This window comes from Actinokineospora inagensis DSM 44258, from assembly GCF_000482865.1.
In the GTDB taxonomy this organism is placed as follows: domain Bacteria; phylum Actinomycetota; class Actinomycetes; order Mycobacteriales; family Pseudonocardiaceae; genus Actinokineospora; species Actinokineospora inagensis.
Genome location: NZ_AXWW01000028.1, coordinates 44,837 through 71,762 on the forward strand (window position 1 = coordinate 44,837; position 26,926 = coordinate 71,762).

A 26,926-nucleotide genomic window follows, 5' to 3' on the forward strand; every position below is an offset into this window, starting at 1 on the left:
CGATCGTGAGCTTCTGTCAGCGCGGTCTGCGACGATGCGGGGGTGTTCGCCGAGCAGACGCGTGTCTACGCCATCCCCATGCGGACGAAGTTCCGCGGCATCACTGTCCGCGAGGGCCTGCTGCTGCGCGGCGACGCGGGCTGGGGCGAGTTCTGCCCGTTCGCCGACTACAGTGACACCGAATCCGTGCCCTGGCTCGCCTGCGCCCGCGAGGCGGCTGACATCGGCTGGCCCGCGCCGGTGCGGGACCGGGTGCCGGTGAACGCGACCGTGCCGGTGGTGGACCCGGAGCGCGCGGCCGAGATCGTCCGGGCCTCGGGGTGTACGACGGCGAAGGTGAAGGTGGCGGACCCGCGGTCGACGCTGGGGCAAGACGTCGACCGGGTGGCTGCCGTGCGCGCGGCCCTCGGACCGTCCGGCCGGGTTCGAGTGGACGCGAACGGGGCGTGGGACGTGGACCGGGCGGTCGCCGCGATCACCGCGCTGGACCGGGCGGCGGGCGGTTTGGAGTACGTCGAACAGCCCTGCCGGACGATCGAGGAACTGGCCGCCGTGCGCCGTCGAGTCGATGTCCCGATCGCCGCCGACGAGTCGATCAGGCGAGCGGAGGACCCGCTGCGGGTGGCCGTCGCGGGGGCGGCCGACATCGCGGTGCTGAAAGTGGCGCCGCTCGGCGGGGTCCGCCGGGCGCTCGCGGTGGCCGAGTCCGCTGGGCTGCCGTGCGTGGTGTCGTCGGCGCTGGAGACGAGCGTGGGTATCGCGGCTGGTCTCGCGCTCGCGGGGGCCCTTCCGGAACTGGACTACGCGTGCGGCCTGGGCACCTTGTCCCTGTTGACGGCCGATGCCGCCGTCGACCCCCTCCACCCCGTCGGCGGCTGGCTGCCCGTACCCCGCGTGGCACCCGAACCAGACGCCCTCCCCGACGCCGACCCCCGCACCCGCGACCGCTGGCTGTCCCGCCTCGCCCGGGTCACCGCCCTCAGCTCCCGGGGCGCGTGAGACCGTCCTTGGCGGCGCCCCGGCTGAGGACGAAGCCGTCGGTTCGGGTGAGCGCTTCCGCCTTGCGGGCGGCCGGGGTGGCGGGGTCGGTGCTGAGGTCGCGCAGCCGGATCGGCGGGCCGAGGTCGACCAGGATGGGGAGGTATTCGGCGCGGTCCGCGGTCCAGCCGGTGGCGGACTTGGTGAAGTGGAAGCGGGCCAGGACGCCCTCTTCGGTGTCGCCACGGGGTTCTTCGTGGCGGGCGACCATGTTGCCGAGGCCGTAGGTGACCCACTTGCCGTTGACCTTCTCGATGGGCTGCACGACGTGCGCGTGGTGGCCGATGATCAGGTCGACGGCCGGGTCCGCCAGCAGCGCCTTCGCGGTCCGTACCTGGTCGGCGGTCGCCTCGTGCCTGCCCTCGACACCCCAGTGCAGGCTGGCGACGACGACCTCCGCGCCCGCCGCTTTCGCGGCCTTCGCCGCGGCCAACACGGCGTCGGTGGTGAGCAGGTTCGCCGTCCAGGGCGCACCCGGCGGGCGGGAGGTGCCGGAGTTCAGCCCGAACGTGAACGACACGAAGCCGACCTTGACACCAGCCACGTCCCGCAGCAGCGGCCGGGCCGCCTCGGCAGCGGACCGCGCCGAACCGGTGTGGGTGATCTTCGCGGCGTCCAGGGTGTCGAGGGTGCTGGTGACGCCGGTCGCGCCGCGGTCGAGGGTGTGGTTGGACGCGGTGGAGCACGTGTCGAAACCGGTCTGCACCAACGCGGACGCGATCTCGGGCGGGACGCTGAACCTCGGGTAGCCCAGGAACGGCCCGGCTGCGGGCGCGATCGGCGTCTCCAGGTGGCAGACGGCGACATCGGCGGCCTCGGCGACCGGCTTGATCCCGGCCGGCAGCGGGGCGTAGTCGCGGGTGCCGTGCCCGTCGGCGGTGGCCTGCTCGGTGAGCGCGGGGTGGCGGGTTGGGTTGTTGTCGTGGCCTGTGGCGGGGTCGTGCCTGTCACCTCGGGGACCTGCCCGACCGTGGGATCACCGGTGCAGGCAGCCAGGAAGAGTACCCCGGCGAGTGTGGCTGAACCGAGGCGTCTGTGGGACCGGGTCACGGGGCGTCGAAGAGGGCGCTGACCGATTCACCGTTGTGGATGCGGCGGACGGCCTCGGCGAGCGCGGGCGCGACGGAGAGGACGGTGAGCTTGTCGGAGTGCTCGTGGATGGGGACCGTGTTGGTGCAGACGATCTCCAGGACCTCGGGCTGGTCGCCGATCCGCTTGAGGGCGCCGGCGGCGAACAGGCCGTGCGTGCAGGCGACGCGGACCGAGCGGACGTCGTGTTCGCGCAGCCGGGCCAGCAGCTCGATCACCGTGCTGCCCTTGGCGATCTCGTCGTCCAGGACGATGACGTCGCGGCCGTCCACATCGCCGATGACCGAGGAGATGGCGACCCGGTCGTCGGCGAAGCGCTGCTTGGCGCCCGCCGCCACCGGGACGCCGAGCAGCCGGGCGAACCGGGCGGCCTCCTTGGCGTTGCCCAGGTCCGGCGAGACGACGGTCGTGGTGGACAGGTCCAGCGTGCTGAAGTGCCCGGCCAACTCGCGCAGGGCGTGCAGGTGGTCGACGGGCACGCTGAAGAACCCGTGCACCTGCGGCGAGTGCAGGGTCATGGTCAGCACCCGGTCGGCCCCGGCGGCCACCATCAGGTCGGCCACCAGCCGCCCCCCGATGGAGATCCGCGGCGCGTCCTTCTTGTCCGACCGCGCGTACGCGTAGTGCGGCAGCACCACGGTCGTCCGCCCCGCCGACGCCCCACGCGCGGCGTCGAGCATGAGCAGCAACTCGACCAGGTTCTCCTGCACCGGCTGCACCAGCGGCTGGATCAGGAACACGTCCCGCTCCCGGCAGTTGGCCTGCAGCTGCACCTCGAGGCAGTCGTTGGCGAACCGCTGGACCCGCACCGGGTGCAGCGGCGCCCCGAGGTGCTCGGAGATCTCCTGGGCGAGCGCCGGGTGCGCGCTCCCCCCGAACAAGGCGATGTCCCGCACAAGCACTCCCGTCGACGCAGGCCTCACACCCACAGCGGTCGCTGCGACCCAACCCTAATGGCCGCTTGCCAACCACCCCGCGCCGACCCGGCACCGGGACACCACAACCCGATCCGCGCGATCACCTCCCCCGTCGCCGAACAGCCAGCACGATCAGGGCGACCAACACAGCGACCAACACCGGCGCCACCCGCCGAGCCAACGACGGTCCGGCGAACTCCAACAGATCGATCGGTTCAGCCTCCGGCACCGAGCGCACCGGACCCGAACCACCACGCGACTCCGCCCCGCTCACCCCGGCTGGCGCAGCACCACCGTCACCCGATTCAACTTCCGGCACCGAGCGCACCGGACCCGAACCACCACGTGACTTCGCCGCGCTCACCCCGACCGGTAGAACCACACCCGCATCCGGCTCGACATCCGACACCGAGCGCGCCAGATCCGAACCACCACGCGACTCCGCGCCACTCACCTCGGCTGACGCGGCACCACCGTCACCTGACTCGGCTTCCGGTGCCGAGCGCACCGGAGCTCCTTGCGGTTTCTCGGCTTCGTCGTCGGCCGGTCGGGGCACGTCCGGACGCGGTTCCGGTTCGGGCTGGTCTTCTTGCTTCTCGCCAACCGGCTCGGGGCTGTCCGTCGACTCTGCGGGCGGTTGCGACTGTTCGGTGGCCGCGTCTTCGGTTGGCTCAGTCGATTCTCCTGGTTCTGGTGCGGCTTGTCCGGTGTCTTGTGCTTGCGGCGGATCGGGTTCGGCAACTGGGGTGGCGTCCTGTTCGCCCGTGGGTGGGGCGAGCTTGTCGGCGAGGCACGTGGCGAAGGTGTCGAGGATCTTGCCGCCGACCTCGCTGATCAACCCGCGGCCGAACTGGGCGGGTTTGCCGGTGATGGCGAGGTTGCTGACCACCGTGCCGCCGGTGGCGTCGCCCTCGTCGACCAGGGTCACGGTCACGGTCGCCGCGGCGGTGCCGTTGCCGCGGGAGTCCTTGCCGGAGGCCTTGATGACGAGCTTGTGCGCGTCGTCGTCGCGTTCGAGGAACTGGCCGTTCCCCTTGTACAGCAGGGAGATCGGGCCGAGCTTGACCTTCACGGTGCCCTCGAAGGTGTCGCCGGTGACCTCGGTAAGGGTGGCGCCGGGCAGGCACGGCGCCACCCGGTGCGGGTCGAGCAGGGCGGCCCAGACCTCGCCGACCCGGGCGGGGACGGTGAACCGGTGTTCCAGTTTCACATCGACCTCCTACGCGCCGACGGCGGCGGTGACGGCGCGCGAGGTGAGCACGCGGGCCAGGTGTTGGCGGTAGGCGACATCGGCGTCGCCGTCCGCGGTGGGGCTGGTGCCCTCGGCGGCGTGCGCGGCGGCCGCCTTGATCGACTCCGCGGTGGCCGGGCTGCCGACCAGGGCCCGCTCGACCGCGTCCGCGCGGACCGGCACCGCGGACATGTTCGTCAACGCCACCCTGGCCTCGGCGATCACCCCACCCTCAACGCGGACGGCGACCGCGACGGCCACGATCGACCAGGCCTGGGCGACCCGGCTGAACTTCTCGTAGTGCGCGCCCCAGCCGGTGTGCTTGGGAATCCGCACCGCCACCAGGAGTTCGTCCTGGCGGAGCGCGGTGGTGAAGTAGTCGGTGAAGAAGTCCGCCGCGGCGACGGTGCGGCGGCCCGCCGGGCCGTGCAGGACCAGTTCGGCGTCCAGGGCGAGGGTTGGGGCGAGCAGGTCGCCCGCCGGGTCGGCGTGGACGAGCGCGCCACCAAAGGTGCCGCGGTGGCGGACCTGCGGGTCGGCGACCGTGTCGGTGGCGGCCCGCAGCAGCGGCGCGTGCACGCGGACCAGCGGATCGCGCTGCACCTCGTAGTGGGTGGTGGTCGCACCGATCACCAGCTCGTCACCATCGTCGCGGATACCACGCAACTCGGGGACGCGGCCGATGTCGACGAGGGTGGTCGGGGCGGCCAATCGCATGCGCAGCACCGGAATCAGGCTCTGCCCACCCGCGATCACCTTGGCATCCTCACCCGATTCGGCGAGTGCGCGGACCGCATCCTCCACAGTGGACGGTGCGGTGTAGTCGAACGCCGCCGGGATCACAGGGCACCTCCGGTCGAGTCGATGGAGCCGAGTCCGCCGCCTGCCTCGCCCCCGGGGCCACCCGCGTCGGTGGGGCCGCCGTTGATCGCTGTCCAGACTCGCATGGGGGTGCATGGCATCTGGATGTCGTCGACTCCGAAGTGGCGCACCGCGTCGACCACGGCGTTGACCACGGCCGGGGTCGAGGCGATGGTGCCCGCCTCGCCGACGCCCTTCACGCCGAGCTGGTTGGTGGTCGACGGCGTCTCGGTGCGGTCGGTGTCGAAGTGCGGCAGGTCCACCGCGGACGGGAGCAGGTAGTCGGCGAACGTTCCCGTTGTCAACGTGCCGCTCTCGTCGTGCACGGCCTCCTCGTAGAGCGCCTGGGCGATGCCCTGCGCCAGTCCACCGTGGACCTGGCCCTCGACGATGACCGGGTTGACCACGACGCCAACGTCGTCGACGCAGACGTACTTGCGGATCTTGACGAACCCGGTCTCTGTGTCGACCTCGACCGCGCACAGGTGGGTGCCGTGCGGGAAGGAGAAGTTGTCCGGGTCGAAGGTGGCCGCCGAGTCCAGCGACGGCTCGACCCCGTCCGGCAGGTCGTGCGCGGCGAACACGGCCAGCGCGACCTCGGTGATGCCGGTGGACCGCTCGGTGCCGCGCACGGTGAACCGGCCGCCGGTGAACTCCAGGTCGTCCTCGGCGCACTCCATCATGTGCGCGGCCACCCGGCGGGCCTTGCGGATGACCTTCTCGCCCGCCTTGAGCACCGCCATGGCGCCCACGGTGAGCGAGCGGGAGCCGTATGTGTCGAGGCCCTTGGGCGAGGACTGGGTGTCGCCGTGCAGGACCTCGACGTCCTCGAACGGCACGCCGAGCTGGTCGGCGACGATCTGGCTCCACGCCGTCTCGTGGCCCTGGCCGTGCGCGGACGACCCGGTGACCACCTCGACCTTGCCGCTGGGCAACATCCGGATCGCGGCGTGCTCCCAGCCGCCCGCCCCGTACGAGAGCGAGCCGAGCACCCGGGACGGGGCCAGGCCGCACATCTCGGTGAAGGTGGAGGTACCGATGCCGAGCTGGACCGAGTCGCCCCGGTCGCGGCGCTCGCGCTGCTCGGCGCGCAGTTCGTCGTAGCCGAACAGTTCCTTGGCGCGGGCGGTGGCGGCCTCGTAGTTGCCCGAGTCGTACTCCAGGCCGCAGACGGTGGTGAACGGGAACTCGTCGTGCTTGATCCAGTTCTGCTCGCGCAGCTCGATCGGGTCGCGGCCGAGCTCGGCGGCCAGCTCGTCCATCAGCCGTTCGATGGCGAAGGTGGCCTCCGGCCTGCCCGCGCCCCGGTAGGCGTCGGTGGGGGTCTTGGTGGTGAACACGTTGGTGCAGGCGAACCGGTAGGCCGGGAACTTGTAGATGGCGTTGAACATGAACGCGCCCAGGATCGGCACGCCCGGGGTGACCAATCGCAGGTAGGCGCCCATGTCGGCGAGCAGGTCGACCTTGAGGCCGGTGACGGTGCCGTCCCGGCGGGCGGCCAGGGTGAGCCGCTGGAGCTGGTCGCGGCCGTGGTGCGCGGACAGCAGCGACTCCGAGCGGGACTCGGTCCACTTCACCGGTTTGCCCAGCCGGGTGGCCACCACCAGGGCGACGACTTCCTCGGGGGTGACCTGGAGCTTGCCGCCGAACCCGCCGCCGACGTCGGGGGCGATGACGCGCAGCTTGTGCTCGGGGACGCCGGTGGTCAGCGCGAGCATGAGCCGCAGGATGTGCGGGATCTGGGTGGCCGACCAGACGGTGGTCTGCTCCCCGGTGGGATCGACCAGCACGGACCGGGGTTCCATGAACGCCGGGATGAGCCGCTGCTGCCGGTAGGTGCGCTCGATGAGCACCTCGGCCTCGGCGATGGCCTGCTCGACATCGCCGCCGGTGCCCGCCTCGGCCGAGTCGAACACCCAGTGCGCGGACCGGTTGGTGCCCAGATCCGGGTGGACCACGTCGGCGTCCTCGGCGATGGCGGCCCGCAGGTCGAGCACGACGGGGAGCTCGTCGTAGTCGACGTCGATGGCCTCCAGCGCGTCGTGCGCCTCGGCCTTGCCCCGGGCGACGACGACGGCCACCGCCTCACCCGCGAAGTTGACCTGGTCGACAGCCAGGGACGGCGCGGCGGGCGCCACCTGGTCGGCGGTGACCGGCCAGGCGCACGGCAGGCTGCCCTGCGCGTCGGCGATGTCGCGGCCGGTGAAGACCGCGACCACCCCGGGCGCGCGTCGGGCGGCCTCGACGTCGATCGAGGTGATCTTGGCGTGCGCGACCGGGCTGCGCAGGAAGGCCAGGTGCAGCAGGCCGGGGACGGTGAGGTTGTCGGTCCACCGGGTGCGGCCGGTGACCAGCCGCGCGTCCTCCTTGCGCGGCCTGGCCCGGCCGACCTCGGGCTCGATGGTGGCGGTCACCGCTCACCCCCGACCAGTTCACCGGGGGTCGCAGTGGCCTCGGTGGCTTCGGTGGCCCCGGTCGGAGCCGGGTCCGGGCGCAGCCGCTGGGCGGCGTCCAGGACCGCGCGGACGATGTTCTGGTAGCCGGTGCAGCGGCACAGGTTGCCCTTGAGGCCGTGCCGCACCGCCTGCTCGTCCGGATCGGGGTTGTCGGCGAGCAGGTCGATCGACTGCATGATCATCCCCGGGGTGCAGAAGCCGCACTGCAGGGCGTGGTTGTCGTGGAAGGCCTGCTGCAGCGGGTGCAGCACGCCGTCGCGGGCCAGCCCCTCGACGGTGGTGATCTCGGCGCCGTCGGCCTGCACGGCGAGCACCGAGCACGACTTCACGCTCTGCCCGTCGAGGTGCACGGTGCAGGCGCCGCAGTTGCTCGTGTCGCAGCCGACGACGGTCCCGGTCTTGCCGATCGCCTCCCGCAGGTGGTGGACCAGCAGTTGGCGTGGCGCCACCTCATCGCGGTAGGTGGTCCCGTCGACAGTGACGGTGATGCGCATCCTGCCTCCCAGCCCTCGCTCGGTTCCGCCCTGACGAGCCCGCATCCGTGATCGGGCTCACAACCAGCCTGCCCTCGTTGGCCGATCCGGACAAGCCCGATCCGCCCGCCTGTGGACAACTCGGTCGCCAATGGACGAAATACCCAGGTCGGAGCCGTCAACAGGCTCGACAGGACTAGCCGTGGATGCGTCCGGAAAGGACGGACAGCCGCTGGCCGCCGCCGCCCCAGCGGGTCGCGATGATCTCCGCCGCGATCGACACGGCCGTCTCCTCCGGGGTGCGCGCGCCGAGGTCGAGGCCGATCGGCGAGGCGAGCGCGCCGAGCTCGGCCTCGGACAGGCCCGCCTCGCGCAGCCGCTCCAGCCGGTCCGCGTGGGTGCGACGGGAACCCATGGCACCGACGTAGCCCAGGCGGCTGCGCAGTGCTACCCGCAGGACGGGGATGTCGAACTTGGGGTCGTGGGTGAGTACGGCGACCACGGTGCGCTCGTCCACCCTGTCCTCGGCGAGTTCGCGTTCCAGGTAGCGGTGGGGCCAGTCGACGACGACCTCGTGCGCGCTGGGGAACCGGCTGGTGGTCGCGAAGACCGGCCGCGCGTCGCACACGGTGACCCGGTAGCCCAGGTAGGCACCCATCCGGGCCATCGCGGCGGCGAAGTCGATCGCGCCGAAGACGAGCATCCGGGGCGGCGGCTCGAACGAGGTCACGAACACGCCCATGCCCTCGCCGCGGCGTTCGCCGTCCGGGCCGTAGCCGATCATCGCGGTGCGCCCGGTGGCGAGCAGGCCGCGCGCGTCGTCCACGATCGCGGCGTCGATCCGGTCGGAGCCGGTGCCACCCGTGTGCCGGTCCGACCAGACCAGTACCCGTTTGCCGAGGCGGTCCGGATCAGGGTGAGCGACGACGGTGGCGACGGCGACCGGGACCTCGCCGCGCACCGACTCGGCGAGCAGCTCGAAGTCGGGGAACGACGCGCGGTCGACCCGTTCGACGTAGATGTCGATGATCCCGCCGCAGGTCAGGCCGACCGCGAAGGCGTCGTCGTCGCTGACCCCGTAGCGCTGCAGCACCGGCCGCCCACTGGCGAGGACTTCCTGGCCGAGTTCGTACACCGCTCCCTCGACGCACCCGCCGGAGACACTGCCGGTGACGGTGCCATCGGTGGCGACAACCATGGCGGCGCCGGGCGCACGTGGGGCGGACGAGAAGGTGGCGACGACGGTGCCGACGGCCACGGATTCACCCGCCTGGTAGCGGCGAAGCACCTCGTCGAGCACGTCACGCACGGCGTACCTCCCGGAGCAGGAGATCGAGTGTGGCCACGCTGTGGCCCGCGAGCAAGCTGTCGATGTGCGGTAGCGCTACCGCGATGCCGGACTGGACGGGTTGGTACACCGGCGATCCCGCGTGCGGGTTCACCCACAGGACCCGGTGGGCGAGCCTGCTCAACCGGGCCATCTGCGTCCCGAGCAGCGTGGTGTCGCCGCGCTCCCACCCGTCGGAAAACAGCACAACAACAGCTTGCCTGGCAACACCCCGTTGACCCCAACGGTCCAGGAAGGTCCTCAGGGTCTCACCGAGTCTGGTCCCACCCGCGTAATCGGGGACGGCTCGCGCGGCGGCTGCCAGGGCGAGTTCCGGATCGCGTTGACGGAGTTGCCGCGTGAGCCTGGTCAGGCGGGTTCCGAGGGTGAACATCTCGGTGGGCGACCGGCGAGCCATGGCGTGGGCGAACCGTAGGAGCGCGTCGGCGTAAGAGGCCATCGAGCCCGACACGTCAATCAGCAGGACGACTCGACGGGGCTTCCTGGCGCGGCGCTTGCGCGCGAGCCGCATGGGTTCGCCGCCGGTGGCCCGCATCAGCCGCAGGGTGCGCCGGTCATCGATCCGACCGCGTGGAGCCGGTCGCCACCGAACGGCCGCGCGTAGGGGTGGTTCGGGGCGCAAGAGGTCGATCATCTCGCGCAGGTGCGCGCGCTCGGCGGCGGTGAGATCAGCGATGTCCCGGTGGCGTAGGACCTCTTGCGAGCTGGCCAAGCGGTCGACGTGCATGGCGTTGTCACCCGTACCGGCACTTGTGGGTGAGAGAGACGCGATGTGGCCGCGCTGGGGGCGTGTCTCCTTGGTGGGTCTCGGCGCACGCGGCGTGTCGCCGGTGAACCACGCGTGGAAGGCGTTGTCGTAGCGCGGTAGGTCGTCCGGCTCCGCGCACAAGGTGAGCCTGCCTGCCCAGTACACCTGACTCACGTCGGCGAGGTCGACGAGCTCAACCGCGGCGAGGTAGGCCTGGACGCGATCCGGGCCGCAGGCCACCCCGGCGGCTCGCAACGCGGCGGCGAAGCCGACGAGACCGGGCAGCGGGTCGACCGGAGTCACCCAGGCAGTGTGCCCCAGGTCACCCGGTCGGCGCTCAGGCCATGTCCTCGGCCAACTCGGTGAGCACGACGCGGCAGTCGGCGAGCACGCGCTTCCCCCGTTTGGTGGTCCGGTAGCGGCGGATCCGCCTGCCGTCGACCACCTCGGTGCGCGACTTGAGCAGACCGGCCTCCTGCAGCCGGTGCAGCAGCGGGTACAGCGTGCCGGGCGACACCCGATGCCCACGCGCGGCCAGTTCCTCGGTCAGCCAGGCCCCGTGCACCTCCTCGGCCGCCGCGTACCTGAGCACCCGCAGCCGCAGCGCCCCGTTGGCGAACTCCCGGACCACATCCATCGGTCCACAATATCGTGCCTCGATATCGCGAGCCAAGTCTGATCAAATCCGCAGCACAAGAAGCCAAAATGCTGTACTTATCGGTGGGTGATATCTGATCTCGATAGCAAAACCGTTGGTACACAAGGATGTGAACCGCGACACGTGGGTAAGAGATCGACGAGACAGGTCGATGACATGACCGGTAACGTGCTCTGGTCGCGGGTGCCGTTGAGGCCCGTGACCGCAGGAACCGCCCACAGGGACACACCGAAAAGGTGAGAAATGCGTTCGCCGCGATGACGATGGTCCACCACCCGACCCCTCTGCTGACCGCTATCGATCCGCTGGCCGAGGCCGCCGCGCGCGGGCTCGCCGTGTTCCGCGCCGGACCGGAGAGCGCCCCGCGCACCCTGGTCGACGTCCTCCGCTCGACCGCCGCGCGCCACCCGGACGCCGACGCCCTCGACGACGGCACCACCGTGCTGAGCTACCGCGCGCTGCTGGCCGAGGTCGACGCGCTGGCCGCCACCCTCACCCTGGCCGGGGTCGGCCGGGGCGACCGGGTCGGTGTGCGGGTCCCGTCCGGCACCGCCGACCTGTACGTGTCGATCCTGGCCACCCTGGTCGCGGGCGCGGCCTACGTGCCGGTCGACTTCGACGACCCGGACGAGCGGGCGGACCTGGTCTTCGGCGAGGCAAACGCTTGCGCCGTGCTCGGCGGTGGCCGCTCGGTCACCCACCGGAGCAGCCCGGTCGGGCTGCCGGGCACCCCCGGCCTGGAGGACGACGCCTGGATCATCTTCACCTCGGGGTCGACCGGCAAGCCGAAGGGCGTGGCGGTCAGCCACCGCAGCGCGGCCGCGTTCGTGGACGCCGAGGCCGACCTCTTCCTGGCCGACGAGCCGATCAACCCGGACGACCGGGTGCTGGCGGGCCTGTCGGTCGCCTTCGACGCCTCCTGCGAGGAGATGTGGCTGGCCTGGCGCAACGGGGCCTGCCTGGTGCCCGCGCCGCGCGCGCTGGTGCGCACCGGGGTCGACCTGGGGCCGTGGCTGGTGGAGAAGGGCATCACCGTCGTGTCCACGGTGCCGACGCTGGCCGCGCTGTGGCCTGCCGACGCGCTCGACGACGTCCGGCTGCTGATCTTCGGCGGCGAAGCGTGCCCGCCTGAGCTGGCCGAGCGGCTGGCCATCGAGGGCCGCGAGGTGTGGAACACCTACGGCCCGACCGAGGCGACCGTGGTGGCCTGCGGCGCCCAGTTGACCGGCGAGGGCCCGGTGCGGATCGGGCTGCCGCTGGACGGCTGGGAGCTGGCCGTCGTCGACGAGGCGGGCGAGCTGGTGCCGATGGGCGAGGTCGGGCAACTGGTGATCGGCGGCGCCGGTCTGGCCAGGTACCTCGATCCGGTGAAGGACGCCGAGAAGTTCGCGCCGCTGCCCGCGCTGTCGTGGGACCGCGCGTACCGCAGCGGCGACATGGTCAAGGCGGAGTCGGCGGGGCTGCTGTTCCTGGGCCGGGCGGACGAGCAGATCAAGCTCGGCGGTCGGCGTATCGAGCTGGGTGAGGTCGACGCGGCGCTGCAGTCCCTGCCGTACGTGGCAGGCGCGGCTGCCGCCGTTCGCACTACCTCGGCCGGTAACCAGCTCCTGGTCGGTTATGTCGTCGTCTCCGACGGCTTCGACGCGGATGTCGCTATCGAGCGGTTGCGCGCTGAGCTGCCCGCGGCGCTGGTCCCGCTGATCGCCGTAGTGGACACGCTGCCCACGCGGACCTCCGGCAAGGTGGACCGCAACGCGCTGCCGTGGCCGCTGGACCTGGACACCTCCGACGTCGACACGGCGGCCCTGACCGATACCCAGCGCTGGCTCGCCGAGCTGTGGCGGGACCTGCTCGGGGTGTCGGTGAGCAGTCCGAAGGCCGACTTCTTCGCCAACGGCGGCGGCAGCCTGTCCGCCGCGCAACTGGTGTCCAAGATCCGCGAGAAGCACCCCAGCATCGCGGTCGCCGACCTCTACCAGAGCCCGACGCTGGGCAAGCTCGCCGACCACATCGACGCGGCCGCGTCCAGCACGCAGAGCGACCGGGTAGTGCTACCGGTGCCGCGTCGCGCCCAGGTCATCCAGGCCCTCTTGACGCTGCCGATGTTGACGGTCGTGGGTGCCCGGTGGGTCGTGGCTCTTGCCGCGTTGAACAACCTGGTCGCCCTGCCGTGGGCACCGAAGGTGTCGTGGTGGCTCGTGTTCGCGGGCTGGTTGGTGTTCATGAGCCCGTGGGGGCGTATGGCGCTGGCTGCCGTGACCGCGCGCCTGCTGCTGCGAGGGGTCGAACCAGGCTCTTACCCGCGCGGCGGGAGTGTCCACCTACGGCTGTGGGCCGCGGAGCGGCTGGTCGAGCTGACCGGTGCGGCCGGTCTGCAAGGTGCGCCGTGGATGACGCACTACGCGCGGGTGCTCGGCGCGAAGATCGGCGACGGTGTCGACCTGCACTCGCTGCCCCCGGTCACCGGCATGCTCCGGCTGGGCCGCGGCGCGGCGATCGAGCCCGAGGTCGACCTGTCCGGCCACTGGCTCGACGGCGACGTCCTGCACATCGGGTCGGTCCGGGTCGACGCGAACGCCACGGTCGGCGCGCGCAGCACGCTGTTCCCGGGTGCCCGGGTCGGCAAGCGCGCCGAGGTCGCGCCGGGTTCCGGGGTGATGGGCGCGGTTCCCGCCGGTCAGCGCTGGTCGGGCTCACCGGCCGCGCGCACCGGCAAGGCGAGCGCGAAGGGCGTGCGTCCGGAGCGCCGTCGGCGTTGGGTGGGCATCTATGCGCTGTCGTCGTTCGTGCTGAGTGTGCTGCCCGTCGCGGCAGCGGTACCGGCACTGTTTGTGCTGACGGCGTTCCTGGACGGCACGACCACCTTGAGCGGTGCCACCACCAAGGCCCTGGTCGCGGTTCCGGTTGTCACGCTGACCTGGATGGCCTCTTACGCGCTGTTGATCCTCGTGCTGGTGCGGTCGCTGTCGATCGGTATGCGTGCCGGTAAGCACGCGGTGCACAGCCGGGTCGCGTGGCAGGCCTGGGCGACGGAGCGGCTGATGGGCCTTGCCCGGTCCGGTCTGTTCCCGATGTACGCCAGCCTGTTCACCCCGGTGTGGCTGCGCGCCTTGGGGATGAAGGTCGGTAGGCGCGTCGAGGCGTCAACGGTGTTGGCGCTACCGAGCATGACCACCGTTGGCGACGGCGCGTTCTTGGCCGACGACACGATGATCGGCTCTTACGAGCTCGGCGGCGGTTGGATGCGCATCGGTGCCGCCAGCATCGGTAAGCGGGCATTCCTGGGCAACTCCGGTATGACCGCGCCCGGTAGGGCTGTCCCGAAGCGTGGCTTGGTCGGCGTTCTGTCGTCTACGCCCAAGAAGGCCAAGGCCGGTTCTTCGTACCTCGGCATGCCGCCGATGAAGCTTCCGCGCACTGTTGAGGCTGCCGACGAGAGCACCACGTTCGACCCGCCGCGGCGTCTTGTGGTCGCCCGCGCGGTGGTCGAGGTGTGCCGTGTCATCCCGGTGATGGCGTCCGCCGCGTTGGCCGTTCTGGTCGCCGCGAGCCTGACCTACGCCGGGTTCTGGCTGGGCTTGGCGATCAGCGGGCTACTGCTGTTCGGCGCCGGTGTGACCGCGTGCGCGGTGGCCGTCCTGGCCAAGTGGACCCTGGTCGGGCGGTTCGGCACCGTGGACCACCCGCTGTGGAGTTCGTTCGTGTGGCGCAACGAGCTGGCGGACACGTTCGTCGAGATGCTCGCGGTGCCGTGGTTCGCGACCTGGGCGCACGGGTCGCCGCTGCTGTCGGTGTGGCTGCGCGGGTTGGGCGCCAAGATCGGCCGGGGCGCCTGGGTGGAGACCTACTGGCTGCCCGAGGCCGACCTGGTTCACGTCGGCCACGGCGCCACGGTCAGCCGCGGCTGCGTGCTGCAGACCCACCTGTTCCACGACCGGATCATGAGCATGGCCCCGGTGACCGTCGGCGACGGCGGCACGCTCGGTCCGCACGGCATCGTGCTGCCCGGCGCGACCATCGGCGAGCGCACCACCGTCGGCCCGGCGTCGCTGGTCATGCGTGGCGAGTCCGTCCCGGACGGCAGCCGCTGGCTGGGCAACCCGATCTCGGCGTGGCCGAGCAAGCGCTGACGCGCCCGGGTGTCGTCATGTTGAATAGCGGTATGAGCGCCAAGGCTGACCCGGCACGCGCCGGGCAGCCCGGCGCGAGTACGTCCCTGGACGCTTACCTGCCCAACCACGGCAACGGCGGCTACCGGGTCCAGCACTACGACCTCGACCTGATCTACCGCGTCGGGCCGGGCAGGCTTGAGGGCCACGCCCGCGTCACCGCAGTGGCGACCCAGGCGTTGTCGCGGTTCACGCTGGATTTCGCCGGTCTGCGGCCGACGAAGGTAACCGTGAACGGTAAGGCCGTCCGGCATGTGCAGCGCGGTAAGAAGCTGCACATCACGCCGCCGCGCGCCTTATCGGACGGCGGTATGTTCGTCGTCGACGTCCGCTACGTGGGCTCACCCGCGCCGGTAAGCAGTCACTGGGGCGAGATCGGGTGGGACTACCTGGAGGACGGGGTGATCGTCGCCAGCCAGCCGATCGGCGCACCGTCCTGGTTCCCGTGCAACGACCACCCCAGCGACAAGGCGACCTACCGGATCGCGGTGACGACGGCTTCGCCCTACCAGGTCGTGGCGACGGGCGTGCTCGAGTCGAAGCAGTCGTCGGCCAGCACGACGACGTGGGACTTCCGGCTCTCGCAGCCGACCCCGACCTACCTGGTGAGTGTCCAAATCGGACGGTACGCGGAGCTGTCCTACGGGACGGTGCCGATGATGCACGCGGCGGTGCCCGCGCGGCTCACCGGGATGTTCGAGCACGACTTCGGGCGGCAGCCGCGGATGCTCGACGAGTTCTCGCGGATGTTCGGGCCGTACCCGTTCGAGCAGTACGGCGTGGTGGTGGTGGACGCCGAGCTGGACGCGCCGATCGAGGCGCAGTCGTTGTCCGTGTTCGGCAGCAACCACGTGGACGGGCGGCGCGGGAGTGAGCGGTTGGTGGCGCACGAGCTCGCGCACCAGTGGTTCGGCAACAGCCTGACAGTGGCGCAGTGGCGGCACATCTGGCTGAACGAGGGGTTCGCGAACTACGCCGAGTGGTTGTGGTCGGAGGTCTCCGGGGGTGCCGCCGCGGAGGTGCACGCGCACCGGGCGTGGCGGGAACTCGCCGAGCGGCCGCAGGACATGCGGCTGGCCGATCCCGGGACGCGGTACCTGTTCGACGACCGGGTGTACCTGCGGGGCGCGGTCACGCTGCACGCCCTGCGGCTGCGCCTCGGTGACGACGCCTTCTTCGCCCTGCTCAAGGTCTGGACTTCGGCGCACCGGCACGGCGTGGTCACCACGGACGACTTCACCACGCTCGCGCAGCGGCACACGCCGTGGCCGCTGACCGATCTGTTCGCCCGGTGGCTGCACTCGCCGGTCCTGCCGGAGTTCCCACGCCGAACGCCTGGCGCGGACCGGGAGTAGGAGGGGTCCGCGCCAGGTGCGCCCCCGCGGCGCGCGCGGCCTGCTGGGGCCTGGGCGCGGCGGCGCCGGAATCGGCGTTCGGGAAACCACGCGAGGCCGCCTCGCGGGAGAACCCGCGAGAGAACCGGAGTGGCCCGAGACCAGGCCGCGGCACGACCGGACCACGGCGCCGCCACGCGCCCCGATCCGGCGAACCGCCCACGCGTCCATGGACTCCGGCGCGGTTTCCCACCACCATGGTGCACTCCACGCCCGGTCGAGCGCGACCGATTTTCCAGCGGTGCCAACGGAGATCGGGCGACCGGGCGTTCGCCCACCGCGAACACGACTACTGGATCATGGATCCGACCGTCGACTGTGGACGGTAGTCAGCCCGCGAGGAGCGCGTCCAGCCCTGCGGCCACGACGCGGTCGATGTCCTCGCGGTACTTGAGAACAGCGCCGAGGGTGCGGGCGGCGGTGGCGGCGTCGAGTTCGTCCCGGTGGAGGGCGGTGAGGGCGGCGGCCCAGTCAAGCGTCTCGGCGACTCCCGGAGGCTTGAGGAGGTCTTGGCCGCGGAGGCGACGGACGGCGTTGACGATCTGGGCGGCAAGGCGGTCGGGCAGACCGGGGTGGCGCAAGCGCAGGATGGCCAACTCGCGGGCGAGGGTGGGGTGGTCCAGCCAGTGGTACAGGCAGCGGCGCTTGAGGGCGTCGTGGACTTCCCGGGTGCGGTTGGAGGTCAACACGACCAGGGGTGGCTCCACGGCGCGGATTTCGCCCAGTTCGGGAATCGTGACGGCGGCCTCGCCGAGGATCTCCAAGAGGAACGCCTCGAACTCGTCATCGGCGCGGTCGATCTCGTCGACCAGCAGCACGCACGGGGTTTCGAGAGCACGAAGCAGGGGACGGGCCAAGAGGAACCGACGCGTATAGAGGGATTCGACGGCTGAGCCCGCGCGTAGTTCCAAGAGCTGCCGGGGGAAGTCCCACTCGTAGAGGGCTTGAGTGGCGTCGATGCCCTCGTAGCACTGGAGGCGGATCAGGTCCAGGTTCAACGATGACGCCAAGGCCGCGGCAAGGGCGGTTTTACCGGTGCCGGGTTCACCCTCGCAGAAGAGGGGACGGCGGAGGTTGACCGCGAGGTACGCGGCGGTCGCGAGGCCCTCGTCGGCGAGGTAGCCGACGGCCGCAAGAGCCGCGGCCATCTCCTCCGGGGTCCGGACAGGCATACGGGTCACCCTAACCCGACCCCCGAAACGACCCCTAGTCCAGAACCCGGGTCGTTCCCCGATGGCAGGACGCGTGCCGCGGTCCACTCTTGAGGCATGACGAACAACGTGTTCACCGAGGCCCAGACCACGGTCCGCAAGTTCCGCCGCAGTCGGTCCGACCGCATGGTCGCCGGTGTGTGTGGTGGCATCGCGAAGACGCTGAACATTGATCCGCCGTTGGTGCGCATCGGGCTGGTCGCAGCGACGCTGCTGGGGTTCGGCACTGGGGCGATCATCTACGGCGCGTGCTGGATCCTGCTGCCCGAGGAGGACTAACCGGGGTCGGTAGGGTCGGCGGGTGGCCGAGCAGCACGTGGTTAAGCAGCGGAGCGGGGCAGCGCGGATCGTCGTGCTGATCGCGGCGGCGGTGGTGTTCCTCGCCGGTGGGGTGGTCTGCTTCCTCGTCCTGTTGTTCGGCCCGGTGCTGGGCCACGGGAGTCCGATCGCGGCGGCGGCCGCTTACACGGGGGTGAGCGCGGTCGCCGCGGGGGTGGCGGTGGCCGTGGCGGTCCGGTCGGCGACGACCGGGCGGGTGGTGCTGTGGGGGTGCGGGACGCTGCTGGTGGGGACCTTGGCGGCGGCCGGGGCGATGGTGTTGCTGCTCACCGGGTGAGGATGACCGGATCGTGCCACGTCTCAAAACTGCCAAGAGCCGGTGGTATCCAACCCGGGGGACGCGGCTCTTGTAAGGGTGTCTGAGTAGAACTACTCGCCCCCGGAGCCAGCCATGAGCGACCAGTCGACCACGCGGGAGTGCCCGCGGCGACCGGTGGCGACGGGGTCGGATCAGACGGCGGCGCCGCCGGTCACCGGTGGGGTTGACCGGCGAGGACATGGCTGCACCGGCCTGCTCGGCCTGCCTGGTCCAGGCGACCGGGTGTCGGTGTGAGCCCGCGGACGACCGACGGCCGGACGGGTGCAGGGGACCTGTCCGGCCGTCGGGGCGTGTGCGGCGCGGAGCGCGGAGAAGGAGCACGACGTGGGGTTGGTGCGGCTGTCAGTGCAGGACGCCGAGCGGCCAACCGAGTTGCGCCGGGGGGATACCGTCGAGTTGCGGCTCCCGGAGTCCGCGACCACCGGGTACCGGTGGCGTTGGTGGTTGCCGGAGGCGCTGCGCCTGATCGCCGACGAGCACGTCCCGGCGACGGTCGGCGCGGGTGCCCCGGGCTCGGCAGGCGAGCGGCGACTGGCCTTCGACGTCACCGCGACCGGTCAGCACGAACTCCGGGCCGAACTGGCGAGACCGTGGGAAGGGCAGGCGCGGCAGGCCCTGACGTTCGTCCTGTACGCGCGTTAGCGACACTGATGGAGTACAGCTTCACCCGAAAGAGTGAGCAAGGATGGGTGCGGACGCACCAACCTGCCACGGGACGATGTAGCCAGTGCCACCAGGACGCACAACCCCGGCAGACGGAGAATGGGGTGGGAGCGGTGACCGAGCAGCTCCACACGAGGACGAACCCGCCGTGGGACGGCCTCGAGGGGACCGAGCGCCACGCGGCGTGCGTGCTCGCGGCGCGGGACGGGCACCCGGGTGCGCTCGACACCCTGGTCGCCGAGCTGACCCCGCTCGTGTGGCACATCGCCAGAGGCGCCGGGCTGGACCGCTCGGCCGCCGAGGACGTCGTGCAGACGGTCTGGCTGGCGCTGCTGCGCCACGTGGACGCCATCACCGAGCCGAGAGCCGTGGTCGGCTGGCTGATCACCACCACCCGCCGCGAGGCGAAGCGCACCCGGCAGCGCTCCGCCACCCAGGTCGAGCTCTCGCCCGAGGTCGTCGAGCACGTGCCGAGCACGGAGCCGATGCCCGAGGCCGAGGCGCTGCGCACCGAACGCGACCGCACGCTGTGGTCGGCGTTCCACAAGCTGGACCAGCGCTGCCAGGAGCTGCTGCGCCTGACCGTGCTGGCCGGTCGTGCCGAGTACCGGGTCGTCGCCGAGGTGCTGCGGATGCCGCACGGGAGCATCGGGCCGACCCGGGGTCGTTGCCTCAACGCCCTGCGGGCGCTGTACGACAATGGGGATGGTGGCAGATGAGGACCATGGACGACTACGAGATGGACCCGGCCGAGCAGGACTTCTGGCTGGCCCAGGTGGCCCACCTGGTCGACGAGCTCGACCCGGTCCCACCCGGTCTCGTCGAGCGGTCCCGGTTCGCCATCGACCTGGAGGGCATCGACGCCGAGGTGGAGCTGGAGGCGGCCAGGTGGGCCGACCAGCGGCCGCTGGCGGGTGTCCGCGGCGGGGCGCCGGGCACCATCACCTTCTTCGTCGGCGACCTCACCGTCATGGTCAACGTGACCAGGACCGGGGAGCGGCAGCGCATCGACGGTTGGCTGGTGCCCGCCGGTGAGCACGGCGTCGAGGTCCGGGTCGCCGACCACGGCTCGACGAACACCACCGCCGACGAGGGCGGCCGGTTCGTGCTGACCGAGGTGCCGCGGGGCACCACGCAGATCCTGGTCCGGATGAACGGCGGCAAGCCGCGGACCGTGGTCACGCCGACCGTCGAGCTGTAGCCGTCGGACGAGTCAGGCCAGCCCGGTCAGCGCGGCGGGCAGGTCGGTCGCGGTGACCACGCCGACCCACTGGGTCGCCCTGGTCAGCGCCACGTAGAGGTCGTTGGGACCGCGTTCCGACTCGGCGACGATGGCGGCGGGGGCCACCACGAGCACCCCGTCGAACTCCAGGCCCTTGGACTGCCGGACGGTCAGCACGACGACCCGGCTCTCCAGCTCCGGCCGCTCCCCCACCGCGGCGTCGGGCACCTCGGCCAGCACGGCCCGGCCGATCTCCTCGACCATGGCGGCGGGCACGATCACGGCCAGCGTCCCCGGCTCGGCACGGGCGGCCAACTTCGCCACCGTGCCAGGCAGGTCCACCTCGGCCACCACCTTCGCCCACGGTTGGACGCCGGTTTCTCGCACCGAGCTCGGTGGGGTCAATCCGGTGCCCAGCTCGGCCAGGACCTTCGCGGCGACGGCCATGACCTCGGCGGGTGTGCGGTAGTTGACCGTTAGCTCTGTCTGGCGCCAGCGGTCTTCGACGTAAGGGGCGAGGATGTCCGCCCACGTGTCGGTGCCTGCGAGGTCACCTGTCTGGGCAACGTCACCGACCAGGGTCATCGACCGGGTCGGGCAGCGACGCATCAACACGCGCCAGGCCATCGCGGACAGTTCCTGCGCTTCGTCGACGATGACGTGTCCGAACGTCCACGAGCGGTCGGCGGCGGCGCGCTCCGCGGCTGTGCGGTGGTCTTCGTCGTCGTGGCGCTCGGCGAGGCGGCCCGCGTCGATGAGGTCGTAGGCGGTGAGGATGTCGGGGTCGGCGTCGTCCTCCATCTGCAGGATGTCGAGGACGCCTTGGGCGTAGTCGTGTTCGTCGCGTCTACGGCGCTCGGCGGCGGCACGCTCGGCGCGGTCGTCCACACCGAGCAGTTCGGCGGCCTCGTCGAGCAAGGGCGCGTCCGCGGCGGTCCAACCGAGTCTCGGGGATCGCAGCAGCAGCGCACGCTCGGAGTCGTCGAGGTCCGGTAGGGCTGTGCGGAGGCGGTCGGCGGACGCGTAGAGGTCTGTCAGCAGCTCTTGCGGCGTCAACTCCGGCCACAACTCGTTGATGGCGGCTTGGACCACGCCATCGGCGGCCATCTCGCGGCGGATGTCGGCCATGTCGCCCTCGTCGAGGAACTCCGCGCCCAACCGCTCGGCCTCCTGCCGGGCGAGCGCGGCAACGACGGTCTCGGCGAACAGCGGTCGGGCCTCGTTGTGCGGACGACGGGAGCGGCGGGCGCGGTCCTGGGCGGCCGCCACAATCCGCTTGTCCAGTACCAGTTCCTCGCGTTCGACGACCAAGACCATCGGCTCGTCCGGCAACTCCTGCCGGTCGCGGACCGCACGGCGCAGGGCGTCGACCATGTCGATCCGCCCCTTGATCCGCGCGGCTCGATCCGGCTCCGGGCGGTGGCCGCGCACACCGGGGTAGAGGTCGCCGACGGTCTGCAGCAGCACACCGGTCTCACCGAGCGACGGTAGGACTTGGCCGATGTACTTCAAGAACGTCGCGTTAGGACCAACGATCAACACGCCGCGACGGGACAACTGCTGACGGTAGGTGTAAAGCAAGTACGCGGCCCTGTGCAGCGCAACAGCGGTCTTACCCGTGCCGGGTCCGCCTTGCACCACCAGCACGCCGTTAAGACCGGAGCGGATGATCTCGTCCTGCTCGGCCTGGATGGTCTCGACGATGTCGGACATGCGACCGGTGCGGGTCGCGTTGAGCGCGGACAGCAACGCGGCCTCGCCGACCAGACCGCCGGAGGTGACGCCCGCTCCGTCGGCCAGGTCGAGGACCTCGTCGTCGATGCCGGTGACCCGGCGCTGCGAGGTGCGGATGTGCCTGCGCCTGCGCACCCCGTCCGGAGAGGCGGCGGTGGCCAGGTAGAACGGTCGGCTGGCGGGCGCGCGCCAATCCATCAGCAGCGGTTCGTAATCGCCGTCCGCGTCGAACAATCCGATGCGGCCGATGTAGCCGCGGGTGCCGTCGGTGAAATCGAGCCTGCCGAAACAAAGGCCGTTCTCGGCCGCGCCGTACTGCGCCAATTGCTCGCTGTAGTGCGAGGTCGCCGCGTCCCGGTGGGTCATCGCGGTCGGGCTGCTGCTGACCTCGCCCAGGGTCCTGGCCAGCCGGGAGTCGGTGTCGGCGCGGAGGCCGTCGAGGTGCGCGTAGAGCATGCTCACGTATTCCTGCTCCACGTCGATCTCGGTTGACAACCGTCCTCCAATTGACCTATAATCCCAACAGCCGCATTGTCTCGGCTATTCCTCCCACCGATCTCCCAATGTAGCGCATCCATTCCGGCGCTGCCCAGGCGACGCCGCGGCGGAAACCTCGTGGACACGCGGAAAGGCCCGGTCCCACGCGGGGACCGGGCCTTTTCGGGGTTACCGGGTCGGACTCAGAAGTCCATGCCACCCGTCGGGTCACCGGCCGGGGCCGCGGCGGCCTTCTCCGGCTTGTCGGCGACGACGGCCTCGGTGGTGAGGAACAGCGCGGCGATCGACGCGGCGTTCTGCAGCGCCGAGCGGGTCACCTTGGTCGGGTCCGGCACACCAGCGGCGAGCAGGTCCTCGTACACGCCGGTGGCGGCGTTCAGGCCGTGGCCCTGCGGCAGGCCCTTGACCTTCTCCACCACGACGCCACCCTCGAGACCGGCGTTGATCGCGATCTGCTTGAGCGGGGCCTCCACGGCGACCTTGACGATGTTGGCACCGGTGGCCTCGTCGCCCTCGAGCTTCAGACCGGCGAACGCGGCCTCGGCGGCCTGCAGCAGGGCCACGCCGCCACCGGCGACGATGCCCTCCTCCACGGCGGCCTTGGCGTTGCGCACCGCGTCCTCGATGCGGTGCTTGCGCTCCTTGAGCTCGACCTCGGTGGCCGCGCCCGCCTTGATGACGGCGACGCCGCCCGCGAGCTTGGCCAGGCGCTCCTGGAGCTTCTCGCGGTCGTAGTCCGAGTCCGACTTCTCGATCTCGGCGCGGATCTGGTTGACCCGGCCCTGGATCTGCTCGGCGTCACCGGAGCCCTCGACCACGGTGGTCTCGTCCTTGGTGACGACGACCTTGCGGGCCTTGCCCAGCAGCGCGATGTCGGCGTTCTCCAGCTTGAGGCCCACGTCCTCGGAGATCACCTGGCCGCCGGTCAGGATCGCGATGTCCTGCAGGATCGCCTTGCGGCGGTCGCCGAAACCGGGCGCCTTGACCGCGACGGACTTGAAGGTGCCGCGGATCTTGTTGACGACCAGGGTGGCCAGCGCCTCGCCCTCGACGTCCTCGGAGATGATCAGCAGCGGCTTGCCGGACTGCATGACCTTCTCCAGCAGCGGGAGCAGGTCCTTGACCGAGGAGATCTTGGAGCCGAACAGCAGGATGTACGGGTCCTCGAGGACCGCTTCCTGGCGCTCGGGGTCGGTCACGAAGTAACCGGAGATGTAGCCCTTGTCGAAGCGCATGCCCTCGGTGAGCTCGAGCTCCATGCCGAGCGCGTTGCTCTCCTCGACGGTGATGACGCCTTCCTTGCCCACCTTGTCGAGGGCCTCGGCGATCAGCTCACCGATGGTGGTGTCGCCCGCGGAGATGGACGCGGTCGCCGCGATCTGCTCCTTGGTCTCGACCTCCTTGGCGCTCTTGTGGAGCTGCTCGATCACGGCCTCGACGGCCTGCTCGATACCCCGCTTGAGCGACAGCGGGTCGGCACCCGCGGCGACGTTGCGCAGACCCTCGCGCACCAGCGCCTGGGCGAGCACGGTCGCGGTGGTGGTGCCGTCACCGGCGACGTCGTCGGTCTTCTTCGCGACCTCCTTGACCAGCTCGGCCCCGATCTTCTCCCACGGGTCCTCGAGCTCGATCTCCTTCGCGATGGAGACGCCGTCGTTGGTGATGGTCGGCGCGCCCCACTTCTTCTCGAGCACGACGTTGCGACCCCGAGGGCCCAGCGTCACCTTGACGGCGTCGGCGAGGGTGTTCAGCCCGCGCTCGAGGCCGCGGCGCGCTTCCTCGTCAAACGCGATCAACTTGGCCATTGCGGTGTGGTCCTCCATTGGATGGATACACGGAGCGCGGCCAGGCTCGGTGCCCGCGACGGACGACCGGCGTGACGCCGGCCTCACCGTCCCGACCTATTGGCACTCGGGGACCCCGAGTGCCAACCCGTGTTTAGCACTCACCACGGCCGAGTGCAAGAAGGGCAGGTCAGGGCGGGGGCACGATGGTGATCGACGGAAGCGGTTTGCGCGACGTGCTGTGCGGCGGCGTGCTGGAGCGGGGTGCCGAGGTCTCGCCGGGGCCGACCTTGATGGGCGGGGCGGTCGGGGCGGGTGTGTCGCCCGGGTCACCACCGCCGTCGAAGCCGCCGGTGAGCAGGAAGATCGCGCCCGCGATGAGGCCGATGGCGACCACGCCGACGATGACCGGCGCGATCCAGCGGTTGCCGCTCTTGCGCTCGTCGAACGCGGTTGTCCTGACCGGGGCGGGCGGGCGCAACCGCACCGGTTCCGGCTGGATGGGCGGCGGCGATCGGTACTGCGGCCGCATCGGCTCGATGGGTGCCAGCAGTGTGGGGTTAAGGGGAGTTGGGTTAGGGGGCGTGTTGGGCAGGGACTGCGTCGGGAGTGGCCGCGACGGCGGTGGGCCCATCGGGCGCGGCGGGGCACCGGACAACGCGTGCCGGGCCGTGGCGATCAACTCGCGGCAGCTCGCGTAGCGGCGCGTGGGGCTCTTGGCCATACCGCGCCGGATGACCTCATCGATCGCGGGTGGCAGCGCGACGTAGTCGGTCAACGCGGGGGGCTCGCGGTTGAGGTGCCCTTGGATGACCTCGGACACCTGACCGTGGAAGGGGGGCCTACCGGCGAGGCAGGCGAACAGCACGCACGCCAGCGAGTACGCGTCGGTGCGGCCGTCAACCGGCTCTCCGCGCAGGTGCTCGGGAGCGGCGTAGGTCGGTGAACCGAGGAAGTCACCGCCGCGGGTGCGGTGGCCGGTGGCACCACGCCGGGTGAGGCCGAAGTCGGCCAGGTAGACGTGCTCGGTCGCCGACTCGCGCGCGGTGACCAGCACGTTGGCCGGTTTCACGTCCAAGTGCACCAAGCCGCGCTCGTGCAGGTTGTCGAGTGCCTCGGCGACCTGGGCGAGCAGGCTGAGGGTGCGCTGCGGGGTGAGCGGGCCGTCCTTGACCAGGCTGGCCATGTCCGACCCGTCGACCAGCCGCATCGCGATGTAGAGCAGGCCGTCGACCTCGCCGAAGTCGTAGAGCGGGACGACGTTGGCGTGGTCGATCGCGGAGGTGTTGCGGGCCTCGTCGACGAACCGCTCGCGGAACTCGGGGTCCTCGGTGAGGTGCTCGGCGATGACCTTGAGCGCCACCTTGCGGCCGAGCCGGATGTCGGTGGCCCGGTACATGACGCTCATCCCGCCCTTACCGAGCACGCCGTCGATGCGGTAATGCCCTAGGCGACGCCCGGTGAGGTCCTCCGACACGCAACCGAGCCTAACGCGCGTGCTGTGACGGCCGCGTCCGGTTCTGGGAACGGCCGGGCAAGATGGGCCGGGTGAACGCGGCCAGGAGCGGGCTGACCCCGCAGGAGTACCGGTCCGAGGTGGGGGCGCTGCTGCCAACGCTTCCGGTAGTGCGGCTTCCTTTGGCGCGTTGCCGGGGGTTGGTGCTCGCGGAGGACGTGGTGGCGGGTGTGTCACTGCCGCCGTTCGACAACTCGGCCATGGACGGGTACGCCGTGCGGGCGTCCGATGTGGTCGGTGCAACCGCCGCTGATCCGGTACGGCTGACGGTCGCCGATGACATCCCGGCCGGGCGTACCGACGTACAGCCTCTTACGCCAGGCACGGCGCAGCGCATCATGACCGGGGCGCCGATGCCTCCCGGGGCAGATGCCGTCGTCCAGGTGGAGCTGACAAATGGCGGTACGGACACCGTGCGGATCGACGCGGCGGTGTCTACGCGGACGCACGTGCGGTTCATTGGCGAGGACGTGACCGGCGGTGAGGTCGTGTTGCGCGCGGGCACTGTGCTCAACCCGCCACAGTTGGGACTCGCCGCCGCCGTGGGCGTGGCGGAGCTACCGGTGCGCAGGCCACGGGTGCTTGTGCTGTCGACGGGATCGGAGTTGGTGGCCGCGGGCGAGCCGTTGCCGCCTGGGCACATCTACGAGTCGAACAGCGTGCTCCTCGCCGCGGCGGTCGAGGAGATCGGCGGTGAGGCCATCGTGCTCCGGTTCGTACCGGATGACGTTGAGGCTTTCCGGGCCGCGATCGCGGAACGCGCGGGTGATGCCGATTTGCTCGTCACGTCTGGCGGGGTGAGCGCGGGGGCCTACGAGGTGGTCAAAGACGCCATGTCCGGCCATGGGGTGGAGTTCGTGCGGGTGGCCATGCAGCCGGGTGGACCACAGGGACGCGGAGTGTTCGAAGGACTTCCCGTGGTGACATTGCCGGGCAACCCGGTTAGCGCCGCCTTGTCGTTTGAGCTGTTCGTCCGTCCGACTCTTCTTGGCGCCATGGGACACCCGAACACGGAACGTCAGCGGGTCCGGGCGCGCGCTACGGCTCCGATGACCTCTCCGCCGAACCGAGTCCAATATCGACGGGGCAGGCACGACACGGGCGAGGTCGAGGTTGTTCCAGTGGGTGGGCCGGGCTCCCACCTGTTGGCATCGTTCGCGGCGTCGAACTGCCTCATCGAGATCCCGGCCGGGGTGGCCGAGGTGGCGGCGGGTGACGAGGTCGACATCATCATCCTCGATCGGTGACATCAAGTAAC

21 protein-coding genes and 1 pseudogene are annotated in these 26,926 nt (G+C 71.0%); 9 read left to right on the forward strand and 13 right to left on the reverse strand.

Annotated features, from left to right (window positions below):
- Positions 1-42: 42 nt before the first annotated feature.
- Positions 43-999 (forward strand): o-succinylbenzoate synthase, encoded by a 957-nt coding sequence (locus H504_RS0112110; protein WP_026422978.1) that lies wholly within the window; start codon positions 43-45, stop codon positions 997-999.
- Here the strand turns inward: H504_RS0112110 and H504_RS34680 are convergent.
- The 9 genes and pseudogenes from H504_RS34680 to H504_RS0112155 all read right to left on the reverse strand — a co-directional run bounded on the left by H504_RS34680 (position 980) and on the right by H504_RS0112155 (position 10,798).
- Complete coding sequence (locus tag H504_RS34680; protein WP_084467592.1) at positions 980-1,882, reverse strand: CapA family protein; 903 nt, start codon at positions 1,880-1,882, stop codon at positions 980-982. The two genes, H504_RS0112110 and H504_RS34680, sit on opposite strands and share 20 nt — an antisense overlap.
- Positions 1,883-2,084: 202 nt before the next feature.
- On the reverse strand, positions 2,085-3,023 hold the full coding sequence (locus H504_RS0112120; protein WP_026422979.1) for a ribose-phosphate diphosphokinase: 939 nt from the start codon (positions 3,021-3,023) through the stop codon (positions 2,085-2,087).
- 796 nt (positions 3,024-3,819) lie between these two features.
- Positions 3,820-4,254 (reverse strand): annotated as a pseudogene (locus H504_RS43035) (SRPBCC family protein); the annotation flags it as partial.
- A 9-nt stretch (positions 4,255-4,263) separates the two neighbouring features.
- Positions 4,264-5,118, reverse strand: coding sequence for an FAD binding domain-containing protein (locus tag H504_RS0112130; RefSeq protein WP_026422981.1), 855 nt, complete (start codon positions 5,116-5,118; stop codon positions 4,264-4,266).
- Positions 5,115-7,550 (reverse strand): xanthine dehydrogenase family protein molybdopterin-binding subunit, encoded by a 2,436-nt coding sequence (locus tag H504_RS0112135; protein ID WP_026422982.1) that lies wholly within the window; start codon positions 7,548-7,550, stop codon positions 5,115-5,117. Before H504_RS0112135 ends, H504_RS0112130 begins: the two co-directional genes overlap by 4 nt.
- Positions 7,547-8,086 carry a (2Fe-2S)-binding protein gene (locus H504_RS0112140; protein WP_026422983.1) on the reverse strand — a complete coding sequence of 180 codons (540 nt, stop codon included), beginning with the start codon at positions 8,084-8,086 and terminating at the stop codon, positions 7,547-7,549. The genes H504_RS0112135 and H504_RS0112140 overlap by 4 nt, the downstream gene beginning before the upstream one ends.
- A 175-nt stretch (positions 8,087-8,261) precedes the next feature.
- On the reverse strand, positions 8,262-9,374 hold the full coding sequence (locus tag H504_RS0112145; protein ID WP_026422984.1) for an XdhC family protein: 1,113 nt from the start codon (positions 9,372-9,374) through the stop codon (positions 8,262-8,264).
- Positions 9,367-10,464, reverse strand: coding sequence for a vWA domain-containing protein (locus H504_RS0112150; RefSeq protein WP_026422985.1), 1,098 nt, complete (start codon positions 10,462-10,464; stop codon positions 9,367-9,369). The genes H504_RS0112145 and H504_RS0112150 overlap by 8 nt, the downstream gene beginning before the upstream one ends.
- Positions 10,465-10,498: 34 nt before the next feature.
- Positions 10,499-10,798 carry a PadR family transcriptional regulator gene (locus H504_RS0112155; RefSeq protein ID WP_026422986.1) on the reverse strand — a complete coding sequence of 100 codons (300 nt, stop codon included), beginning with the start codon at positions 10,796-10,798 and terminating at the stop codon, positions 10,499-10,501.
- Positions 10,799-11,076: 278 nt separating this feature from the next.
- Here H504_RS0112155 and H504_RS0112160 point away from each other — a divergent pair, with 278 nt between their 5' ends.
- Complete coding sequence (locus H504_RS0112160) at positions 11,077-14,949, forward strand: Pls/PosA family non-ribosomal peptide synthetase (protein WP_026422987.1); 3,873 nt, start codon at positions 11,077-11,079, stop codon at positions 14,947-14,949.
- A 32-nt stretch (positions 14,950-14,981) separates the two neighbouring features.
- Positions 14,982-16,343, forward strand: a complete 1,362-nt coding sequence (locus tag H504_RS0112165) for a M1 family metallopeptidase (RefSeq protein ID WP_035304141.1) — start codon at positions 14,982-14,984, stop codon at positions 16,341-16,343.
- A 368-nt stretch (positions 16,344-16,711) separates the two neighbouring features.
- Here the strand turns inward: H504_RS0112165 and H504_RS0112170 are convergent, their stop codons facing one another.
- The gene (locus tag H504_RS0112170; RefSeq protein ID WP_026422989.1) at positions 16,712-17,554 is read right to left on the reverse strand and encodes an AAA family ATPase; all 843 of its coding nucleotides are present in this window, start codon (positions 17,552-17,554) and stop codon (positions 16,712-16,714) included.
- Positions 17,555-17,650: 96 nt separating this feature from the next.
- On the opposite strand from H504_RS0112170, the gene H504_RS0112175 reads away from it, so the two are divergent.
- The 5 genes from H504_RS0112175 to H504_RS0112195 all read left to right on the forward strand — a co-directional run bounded on the left by H504_RS0112175 (position 17,651) and on the right by H504_RS0112195 (position 20,115).
- A complete protein-coding gene (locus H504_RS0112175; protein ID WP_026422990.1) occupies positions 17,651-17,872 on the forward strand; it encodes a PspC domain-containing protein in 222 nt (73 codons plus the stop codon).
- Positions 17,873-17,894: 22 nt separating this feature from the next.
- Entirely contained in the window at positions 17,895-18,209 is a 315-nt protein-coding gene (locus tag H504_RS0112180; protein ID WP_026422991.1) for a hypothetical protein, read from the forward strand.
- A gap of 366 nt (positions 18,210-18,575) precedes the next feature.
- Positions 18,576-18,893 carry a protease inhibitor I42 family protein gene (locus H504_RS0112185; RefSeq protein WP_026422992.1) on the forward strand — a complete coding sequence of 106 codons (318 nt, stop codon included), beginning with the start codon at positions 18,576-18,578 and terminating at the stop codon, positions 18,891-18,893.
- Positions 18,894-19,027: 134 nt separating this feature from the next.
- Positions 19,028-19,633, forward strand: a complete 606-nt coding sequence (locus tag H504_RS0112190; RefSeq protein WP_026422993.1) for an RNA polymerase sigma factor — start codon at positions 19,028-19,030, stop codon at positions 19,631-19,633.
- Positions 19,634-19,638: 5 nt separating this feature from the next.
- Positions 19,639-20,115, forward strand: coding sequence for a carboxypeptidase regulatory-like domain-containing protein (locus H504_RS0112195; protein WP_026422994.1), 477 nt, complete (start codon positions 19,639-19,641; stop codon positions 20,113-20,115).
- Between the two features lie 12 nt (positions 20,116-20,127).
- Here the strand turns inward: H504_RS0112195 and H504_RS0112200 are convergent, their stop codons facing one another.
- From H504_RS0112200 to H504_RS0112210, 3 genes are all read right to left on the reverse strand, one after another.
- Complete coding sequence (locus H504_RS0112200) at positions 20,128-22,326, reverse strand: HelD family protein (RefSeq protein ID WP_084467600.1); 2,199 nt, start codon at positions 22,324-22,326, stop codon at positions 20,128-20,130.
- A gap of 224 nt (positions 22,327-22,550) precedes the next feature.
- Positions 22,551-24,173, reverse strand: a complete 1,623-nt coding sequence (gene groL, locus H504_RS0112205; protein ID WP_026422996.1) for a chaperonin GroEL — start codon at positions 24,171-24,173, stop codon at positions 22,551-22,553.
- 169 nt (positions 24,174-24,342) lie between these two features.
- Positions 24,343-25,629 (reverse strand): serine/threonine-protein kinase, encoded by a 1,287-nt coding sequence (locus H504_RS0112210; RefSeq protein WP_026422997.1) that lies wholly within the window; start codon positions 25,627-25,629, stop codon positions 24,343-24,345.
- Positions 25,630-25,691: 62 nt separating this feature from the next.
- Here H504_RS0112210 and moeA point away from each other — a divergent pair, with 62 nt between their 5' ends.
- Positions 25,692-26,915 (forward strand): molybdopterin molybdotransferase MoeA, encoded by a 1,224-nt coding sequence (gene moeA / locus H504_RS0112215; RefSeq protein ID WP_026422998.1) that lies wholly within the window; start codon positions 25,692-25,694, stop codon positions 26,913-26,915.
- Positions 26,916-26,926: the final 11 nt, after the last annotated feature.

Coding starts and splice junctions, on each gene's coding strand:
- groL (WP_026422996.1), bottom strand. CDS start 24,173: ATGGCCAAGTTGATCGCGTTTGACGAGGAAGCGCGCCGCGGCCTCGAG.
- H504_RS0112160 (WP_026422987.1), top strand. CDS start 11,077: ATGACGATGGTCCACCACCCGACCCCTCTGCTGACCGCTATCGATCCG.
- H504_RS0112200 (WP_084467600.1), bottom strand. CDS start 22,326: ATGCTCTACGCGCACCTCGACGGCCTCCGCGCCGACACCGACTCCCGG.
- H504_RS0112195 (WP_026422994.1), top strand. CDS start 19,639: ATGGACGACTACGAGATGGACCCGGCCGAGCAGGACTTCTGGCTGGCC.
- H504_RS0112155 (WP_026422986.1), bottom strand. CDS start 10,798: ATGGATGTGGTCCGGGAGTTCGCCAACGGGGCGCTGCGGCTGCGGGTG.
- moeA (WP_026422998.1), top strand. CDS start 25,692: ATGGGCCGGGTGAACGCGGCCAGGAGCGGGCTGACCCCGCAGGAGTAC.
- H504_RS0112170 (WP_026422989.1), bottom strand. CDS start 17,554: ATGCCTGTCCGGACCCCGGAGGAGATGGCCGCGGCTCTTGCGGCCGTC.
- H504_RS0112140 (WP_026422983.1), bottom strand. CDS start 8,086: ATGCGCATCACCGTCACTGTCGACGGGACCACCTACCGCGATGAGGTG.
- H504_RS0112175 (WP_026422990.1), top strand. CDS start 17,651: ATGACGAACAACGTGTTCACCGAGGCCCAGACCACGGTCCGCAAGTTC.
- H504_RS0112165 (WP_035304141.1), top strand. CDS start 14,982: ATGAGCGCCAAGGCTGACCCGGCACGCGCCGGGCAGCCCGGCGCGAGT.